This is a genomic window from Herbiconiux sp. (genome assembly GCF_023264855.1).
Taxonomy (GTDB): Bacteria; Actinomycetota; Actinomycetes; order Actinomycetales; family Microbacteriaceae; genus Herbiconiux.
On the sequence record NZ_JAHFUW010000016.1, the window covers coordinates 71,673 to 78,942 of the forward strand.

Genomic DNA, 7,270 nt, shown 5'->3' on the forward strand with positions numbered 1-7,270 from the left:
AGGATCGATTCGTGTCAACTCTTGACGAGCGGCTCCGGGGGGCTCGCACCATCGGGGACTGGCCGGCCGTCATCGGGCTGCTCGATGCGAACTGGTCGAGCTTCATGCAGGGTTCGAGGGATGTTCTGCGGGAGACACTGAATGCCATGCCGGCGGAGGTGCTCGAGGCGAACGCCCGGTGGATCGCGGCCAAGGACTACCTCAATTTCATCCCCGACTCGCGGACGGTGAGGCCGGTGCGGTACCAGCACACGGCGTCTCAGCCCACCGGGTTGCTCGACGTGCTGGCCGCCCTGACCAGCCGTTCGTGCTCCGACCGCTTCGTCGGCGCCTTCGAGCGTGCCGTCGAGACGGTGCGCGAGGCGCACGCCACCATCGCCGATGTGCCCCGCGAGTCCCTGGTCGCGATCCGGCCGGCGCTCGCCGAATTGCGGATGCAGTGGGCCATCACGCTCGAACTCGGCGGGTACCTGACCGATGCGGTGCACGGCTTCGAGCGCAGCTACGACGAGGCGCTCGTGTTCGACGACCTGCGGATCGCGGCCGTGGCGGCCGGCTCCGCGGCTTTCCTGCACGCGCTCCTCGGCGATCGCGACGAGGCCGAGCGGTGGCTGACCCGCGTGCCGGAGATCGACTACGAGGGCCGGGATGCCGGCCGGATCGCGGCAGGCCTGGCCCGGGCGGTGGTCGCGCTCGACGAGCTGGACCTGGATGCCGCTCGGGAGGCTCTGGATCGCCTCCCCGACGATGACGTCTCGCCCGAGCATTGGGTGATGCGCCAGTACGTCGAATCGCGCTACGCCGTGAAGTTCGGCGATCCGCGTGCCCAGCTGGTGCGACTGCGCGCCGCCCAGCGTTCGCACCTGCCTTCGCTCTCGCAGAGCGGGCTGAACCAGTGGCTGCTGCGCTGCACCGAGGCGACGCTGTTGCTGGCCGTGGGCGACGCCCGCGGCAGCCGGGCCGCCGTGCAGGGGCTCCCCGATTCGCCCGCCGAGCTGGCGGCGGAGTCGGCGGCCGTGGTGTCGGCCTGGGCCTGGTTGCGGTCGGGCGAACCGGCGAAAGCGCTGGCCATCGCCGTGGCGAACCTCGCGGGGTCGGAGAGCATCCGCGCCAGCGCCGAGTTGTGGGCAGTGACCGCGGCGGCTCTGCTGCAGCTCGAGCAGCCCGAGACCGCCGGGAACGCCTTCTCGACCGCGCTGCGGCTCGTGCAGCAGCACCGCCTCTACACGGTGCTCACCCGCCTCGACGACTCCGAGCTCGCGGCCCTGACCGCCGCCGCCGGGGTGGCGGTGCCCGCACCGCTGAGCGCGTTGCGCGAGCGCGCCAACCGGCACAGCTTTCCCCGGCGAGCCCGGGCGGCGCTGACCCACCGCGAGAGCGTCGTGCTGCGGCACCTCGTGGAGGGCAACTCGATCGACCGCATCGCCGAGCTCGAGCACGTCTCCCGCAACACCATCAAGACGCAGATGCGCTCGCTCTTTCGCAAGATCGAGGTGACCAGCCGCGACGAGGCGGTGCGCCTCGGCCTCGCGCATCCGGAGCTCTGGGCGCCGGACGGGGTGGCCTGAGCGCCCCGCCCGGCGACCGCTGAGTGCTGCTCAGTACCCGCTCATGCTGGCCGCCAGCAGTGCGCTGGAAATGGCGACGATCACGTAGATCACGCTGATCACGATGCCCACGGCGATCGCAGCCAGAGCCAGGTTGCGGCCTCGTTCGTTGCTCTTCTTGATCTGACCGAGCGCGACGAAACCGAGTACGGCACCGATCAGCGGCACCACGAAGGCACCGATGATCGCGACGATCGAAAGTGTGTTGTACTTTGCAAGGGACGAGCCGGGGTAGGCCGGAGTGCTCATGGTTCTCTCTTTCATATGTGAGGGAATGTCACTTTAGCATCTTGGGGAGACGCTGTGGAGACCACGACGATCGCGGTGGTTCTCGTGCCTCTGCTGGCGGTGCTGGCTCCGATGGTCGCCGCACTCGTCGGCCGGGTGGCGAAGGTGCCGCTGGTGGTGTTCGAGATCCTGCTCGGCCTGCTGCTCGGCCCGAGCCTGCTGGGCTGGATCCCCGAGAGCGACTTCACGGCCGCGCTGTCGGAGTTCGGTCTGGCGATGCTGTTCTTCATGGCCGGCAACGAGATCGACTTCGCGGCCATCAAGGGCCGCCCCCTGAAGCGCGCCGGCCTGGGCTGGCTGATCTCGCTCGCCGGCGGGCTCGCGATCGGCCTGCTGCTGGCCCCCAGCTTCGAGGCCGGCGTCTTCATCGGCATCGCGCTCACCTCCACGGCGCTCGGCACGATCATGCCGATGCTGAGGGATGCGGGCGAGCTCTCGACCCCGTTCGGCCTCGCGGTGACGGCCATCGGGGCGGCGGGCGAGTTCGGTCCGCTCGTGGCGGTCTCGCTCTTCCTCAGCGGCCGCTCGCCGCTGCTGGCGGCGGCGGTGCTCGTCGGCTTCGCCGTCATCGCCGGTGCGGGCATCTGGCTCGCCTCGCGCGGCCCGAACGCGCGCCTGCACGCCATCGTCACGGCCACACTGCACACCAGCGGTCAGTTCGCGGTGCGGCTCGTGCTGCTGATCGTCGCGGCACTGGTGGTTCTCAGCGTCGCGCTGGGGCTGGACATGCTGCTCGGGGCCTTCGCCGCCGGCATCCTGTACCGGGTTCTGCTGTCGGGGGCGAAGAAGCCCGACATGGAGTTCATCGAGTCGAAGCTCGAGGCGGTGGCCTTCGGTTTTCTGGTGCCGGTGTTCTTCATCTACACCGGTGTGACCTTCGACCTGAACTCGCTGCTGACCGAGCCGAACGCCCTGCTGCTGCTGCCGGTGTTCCTGGTGCTGTTCCTCGTGGTGCGCGGGCTGCCGGGCCTGCTCGCCGCGCCGAAGGGCGCCACCGGGCGCGACCGGGCGGCGATCGCCCTGTTCAGCGCCACGGGTCTGCCGATCATCGTGGCGGTCACCTCGATCGGGCTCGACGAGGGCATCCTGCAGGCCGGAACGGCGTCCGCCCTCGTGGGCGCCGGCATGCTCTCGGTGCTCCTGTTCCCGCTGATCGCCCTCGTGCAGCGCCGCCGCTCGCTCGGTGGCCGCCCGAACCTCCCCGACGCCGACGTGCACGTGCCCGTCGAGGGCTGAGCGCGCGATCCGGGAGGCGTCTGCCGATGTGCCACAGTGGATCCATGGCTGCTGCGCTCGACCCTGCCGATCTGTCCGACGTCGATCGCGCGCACCTGGTGCGGGCCGTGGAGCTCGCGGGGGAGGCGCGGGCTCGGGGCGACCATCCGTTCGGGGCCCTGCTGGTGGCCGCCGACGGAACGGTGATCGAGGCGAAGAACACGGTCAACACCGGCCACGACCCGATCGGGCACGCCGAGACGAACCTCGTGCGCGACTCGGGGCAGCGACTCGAGCTGGCGGAGCTGGCCGGGAGCGTGCTCTACACGAGCACCGAGCCCTGCGCGATGTGCACGGGTGCGATCTACTGGGCGGGCATCCCGCGCGTGGTGTTCGCGCTGTCGGAGGCCGAGCTGGGCGCGATGGTGAGCGAGCAGTCGGGTGTGCCGACGCTGGCGCTGCCGAGCCGCGAGGTGTTCGCGCGCGGTGGCCGCCCGGTCGAGGTCGTCGGGCCGGTGGCGTTGCCCGAGGCCGCCGAGGTGCACCGGGGCTTCTGGGACTGAACGCGTTCGGCGCGGTTCACTCCCGCAGCGCGCTCCACGAGCCGCCCGGCTGCATGTTGTCGACGCCGATCAGGTGGTCGAAGACGATGTTCGTCTGGGTGGAGGCGACCGAGTTGTCCATGCTCAGCTCACTCGCCACGAAGTCGCGCAACTGCCCGGTCGAGGTGCAGGCGACATGGATCAGGAAGTCGTCGCCGCCGCCCAGGAAGAACACGTTGAGCACGTTCGGCAGGGTGATCACCCGCTGGGCGTAGGTCTTGATCTCGGCGCGGGCCTGGGCTTTGAGCCGCACGGCCACGATCGCCTCGATCGGGAGCCCGAGGGAGGCCCAGTCGGGCTGGGCGTGAAAGGCGCGCAACACGCCGTTCTGCTGCAGAGCGCGCACCCGCATGAGGCAGGTCGAGGGGGCGAGGCCGACGCGCTCGGCGAGTTCCTTGTTCGGCAGGCGCCCTTCGCGGCACAGCTCCCAGACGATTCGTTCGTCGATTTCGTCGATTTCACGCATGGCATCCATAGCAGCGCCCTTCCGAATCCCTGGTCGGGATGTGTCCCACCTGCCGAATTATATTCGGATCAGATGACAAGACAAGGAATCGCTTCGATAATCGACGCAACGCCGCCGAATACCTGAAGGAGAGAATCCGTGATCATCGGAGTTCCGAAAGAGATCAAGAACAACGAGTTCCGTGTCGCCCTCACGCCCTCGGGTGTGTTCGAGCTCGTGCGTCATGGTCACACCGTGCTCATCCAGCAGGACGCCGGCACGGGCGCCGCGATCACCGATGCCGACTACGCCGCGGCCGGTGCGAGCATCGTGGGCCTCGACGAGGTGTGGGCCGCCGAGATGATCGTCAAGGTCAAGGAGCCCATCGCGCCCGAGTACGAGCGGATGCGCGAAGGCCAGCTGATCTTCACCTACCTGCACCTCGCGGCCGCCGAGCCGCTCGTGGCGGCGCTGCTGGAGTCGAAGGCCACCTCCATTGCGTACGAGACCGTGCAGCTGGCCGACGGATCGCTGCCGCTGCTGGCTCCCATGAGCGAGGTCGCCGGCCGTCTCTCGGTGATGGTGGGCAGCTACCACCTGATGGGGTCGCAGGGCGGCCGGGGTGTGCTGCTCGGCGGTGTGCCCGGGGTGCGTCCCGCGCAGGTCGCCGTGCTCGGCGGCGGGATGGCCGGCACCAACGCGGTGCAGCAGGCCGTGGCGGCCGGTGCCGACGTGACGGTGCTCGACCTCAGCATCCCGCGGCTGCGTCACCTCGACGAGGTGTTCGCCGGCCGGGTGAAGACGGTGGTCTCGAACGCCTTCGAGGTGGAGAAGGCCGTGCTCGAGGCCGACCTCGTGATCGGCGCCGTGCTGGTGCCGGGCGCCAAGGCGCCGAAGCTCGTCTCCCACGAGCTGGTGGGGCGGATGAAGCCAGGCTCGGTGCTCGTGGACATCGCCATCGACCAGGGCGGATGCTTCGAGGACTCGCGTCCCACCACCCACGACGACCCGACCTACACGGTCGAGGGCTCGACCTTCTACTGCGTCGCGAACATGCCCGGATCCGTCTCGTCGACCTCGACCTCGGCCCTCACGAACGCCACGCTGCCCTACGTGGTGCAGCTGGCGAACCTGGGCTGGCGCGAAGCGGTCGCCCGCAACACCGCGCTGGCCCCGGCGGTCTCCACGGTCGACGGCCGCCTCACCCACGCCGGCACCGCGGAGGCCTTCCCCCACTTCGGCTTCACGCCCCTCGCCGAGCTCACGTCACCGGTGCCGCTCAGCGCTTGACCATCGGGGTGGTCGCAGCCTCCCTGTCCCGACCGTCGCCTCAGACGAGGGTGTCCACCGTGAAGAGTTCGGTCTTCGCCACGGCTCGGCGGTGCACGTCGGCGAGGGCGAGACGTTCGGGGTCGTCCAGGTAGGCGCGCAGGGCGGACTCGCCGGGGAGGTGGATGACCTGCACCTCGAGCGGGCCGTCGCCGTCGTCCAGGCGGCGAACCCGGCTGACGACCTCGCCGCCGTGCTTCGGCACGAGCGCCAGCACGCGGGTCTCGTACTCGGTGAGGGCCCGTTCCTGCCCCTCGGATGCCCAGAGCAGCACGCAGAGTCGAAGAGTCATGTCAGCGGGTCGGCGGTCCGGGTGTCAGCAGCGGGGCCTGCCCGGGTTCGGACAGGAAGCATCCGAAGAACGTGACCCCCTCGGCCGTGGCGTCGAAGCGGTCGATCAGCACGTTCGCGGGCTCGTAGAACACGTCGCCCGCGCGCAGGATCGACTCGGGGCCCCCATCGATCTGGAAGACGACCGAGCCGGCCTCGATGGTTCCGAACACGGGCCCGCTGTGATGGTGGGGGCCGCCGGCGACGCTGGGCTGCAAGGTGATCCGGCGCAGCTGCACCGCGGCGGCGGGCTCGTCGATCTGTTGCTCGAGCAGTGTGACTCTCACGACCGGTTCGGTCATGCTGGGATCCTGTCGTCGATGATCACAGGCCCAGGATAGCGCCGCCGGTCTGCGGGGCCGACGGATGCTTCGAGGTCTGCGAGGATCGGGGGATGAGTCTTCGGAGCGCGCGGGTCGCCCTCGAGCCGATCTCGCCGGAACTCGCTCGCCGCATCGTGGCGCGAGACGAGCATCCGGGCGACGACTGGCATCCCGAGTACCCGTTCGCCGACGAGCTCGATCCGCTCCGGTCGCTCGCCGAGCGGGCGAACCCGGATCCGGACTTCACGATGTACCTGATCCGGCGGCTCGCCGACCATCAGGCGGTCGGCGGCTTCGGCTTCTTCGGGCCGCCCGATGAGCGCGGGCGGGTCGAGTTCGGATACGGCCTGGTGCCGGATGCCCGGGGCGAAGGCCTGGCGACCGAGGCGGTGGCGCTCGCCCTCGAACACGCGCGGAATCACGGTGCGACGCTCGCGGCGGCCGACACCGATCGACACAACCGGGCGTCGCAGCGCGTGCTCGTGAAGTGCGGTCTCGCCGAGGTGGGTCGTCGCGACGCGCTCGTGTTCTACGAACGAGACCTCTGAGGCCCGCCTGTCAAGGGTGAGCGGCCCGAGCGTGGGTGCGGTTGGGTTGAGCAGGACCGATGACACGACACCCAGCACCCAGGCATCCGCCATCACATGGAACGACGAGGCGCGCGCCAAGATCCTCGATGATGCGGACGGCGTGCTCCGCGAGGCCGTGCTGTCGACTGCCCGCTCCCATCAGGACGCCGGTGCCGTCGCCGACTCGGACGAGGTGTACGCCGAGCTGAATTCGAAGCTCAAGGACCGGTTCATCGACTACGAACCGGGTCCCGATGTGCGAAAGTACGCCGACGCCATCGTCGCCGGAGAGTTCTCTTCTCGCTGAGCCGATGCGCGCCCGCAGCACCCGCGCGGCATCCGCTTTTCTGGCGCTCGACCTCGCGGAGCCGCGTGGGCGATGCGGAATAGGGATGCAAGTCCCATGGCAAGTCGCTAGCCTCAACCCAGTGGGCGGTGCGGGGGGTCAAGTCCCGTGGAGTGGTGTAACGAACATTCTTCGAGAATGAGCTTGGCTACGCAGTCAACGTGAGGGGTAGTTCCACAGCCACCTCCTCAGCAACGTTGTCCGTGATGAGGCGAA

10 protein-coding genes are annotated in these 7,270 nt (G+C 69.4%); 6 read left to right on the forward strand and 4 right to left on the reverse strand.

Annotation, left to right across the window (positions count from 1 at the left end; genetic code table 11):
• Positions 1-11 precede the first annotated feature (11 nt).
• Complete coding sequence (locus tag Q0D75_RS08820) at positions 12-1,568, forward strand: helix-turn-helix transcriptional regulator (protein ID WP_291051950.1); 1,557 nt, start codon at positions 12-14, stop codon at positions 1,566-1,568.
• Positions 1,569-1,598: 30 nt separating this feature from the next.
• On the opposite strand, the gene Q0D75_RS08825 is transcribed toward Q0D75_RS08820, so the two are convergent.
• Entirely contained in the window at positions 1,599-1,856 is a 258-nt protein-coding gene (locus Q0D75_RS08825; RefSeq protein ID WP_291051953.1) for a DUF4190 domain-containing protein, read from the reverse strand.
• Positions 1,857-1,910: 54 nt separating this feature from the next.
• On the opposite strand from Q0D75_RS08825, the gene Q0D75_RS08830 reads away from it, so the two are divergent.
• Both Q0D75_RS08830 and Q0D75_RS08835 read left to right on the forward strand, forming a co-directional pair.
• On the forward strand, positions 1,911-3,131 hold the full coding sequence (locus tag Q0D75_RS08830) for a cation:proton antiporter (protein ID WP_291051955.1): 1,221 nt from the start codon (positions 1,911-1,913) through the stop codon (positions 3,129-3,131).
• 44 nt (positions 3,132-3,175) lie between these two features.
• Positions 3,176-3,673, forward strand: a complete 498-nt coding sequence (locus tag Q0D75_RS08835) for a nucleoside deaminase (protein ID WP_291051957.1) — start codon at positions 3,176-3,178, stop codon at positions 3,671-3,673.
• A gap of 16 nt (positions 3,674-3,689) precedes the next feature.
• On the opposite strand, the gene Q0D75_RS08840 is transcribed toward Q0D75_RS08835, so the two are convergent.
• Positions 3,690-4,178, reverse strand: a complete 489-nt coding sequence (locus Q0D75_RS08840) for an Lrp/AsnC family transcriptional regulator (protein ID WP_291051959.1) — start codon at positions 4,176-4,178, stop codon at positions 3,690-3,692.
• A 138-nt stretch (positions 4,179-4,316) separates the two neighbouring features.
• On the opposite strand from Q0D75_RS08840, the gene ald reads away from it, so the two are divergent.
• Complete coding sequence (gene ald / locus Q0D75_RS08845) at positions 4,317-5,447, forward strand: alanine dehydrogenase (protein ID WP_291051961.1); 1,131 nt, start codon at positions 4,317-4,319, stop codon at positions 5,445-5,447.
• Positions 5,448-5,487: 40 nt separating this feature from the next.
• Here ald and Q0D75_RS08850 read toward each other — a convergent pair whose 3' ends face one another.
• Both Q0D75_RS08850 and Q0D75_RS08855 read right to left on the reverse strand, forming a co-directional pair.
• Complete coding sequence (locus tag Q0D75_RS08850; protein ID WP_291051964.1) at positions 5,488-5,778, reverse strand: hypothetical protein; 291 nt, start codon at positions 5,776-5,778, stop codon at positions 5,488-5,490.
• A gap of 1 nt (position 5,779) precedes the next feature.
• Positions 5,780-6,118: a cupin domain-containing protein gene (locus tag Q0D75_RS08855; protein ID WP_291051967.1), complete on the reverse strand. Its 339-nt coding sequence runs from the start codon at positions 6,116-6,118 to the stop codon at positions 5,780-5,782.
• Between the two features lie 92 nt (positions 6,119-6,210).
• On the opposite strand from Q0D75_RS08855, the gene Q0D75_RS08860 reads away from it, so the two are divergent.
• Positions 6,211-6,687: a GNAT family N-acetyltransferase gene (locus Q0D75_RS08860; RefSeq protein ID WP_291051969.1), complete on the forward strand. Its 477-nt coding sequence runs from the start codon at positions 6,211-6,213 to the stop codon at positions 6,685-6,687.
• A 16-nt stretch (positions 6,688-6,703) separates the two neighbouring features.
• Positions 6,704-7,015, forward strand: a complete 312-nt coding sequence (locus Q0D75_RS08865; protein ID WP_291051972.1) for a hypothetical protein — start codon at positions 6,704-6,706, stop codon at positions 7,013-7,015.
• The last annotated feature ends 255 nt before the right edge of the window (positions 7,016-7,270 follow it).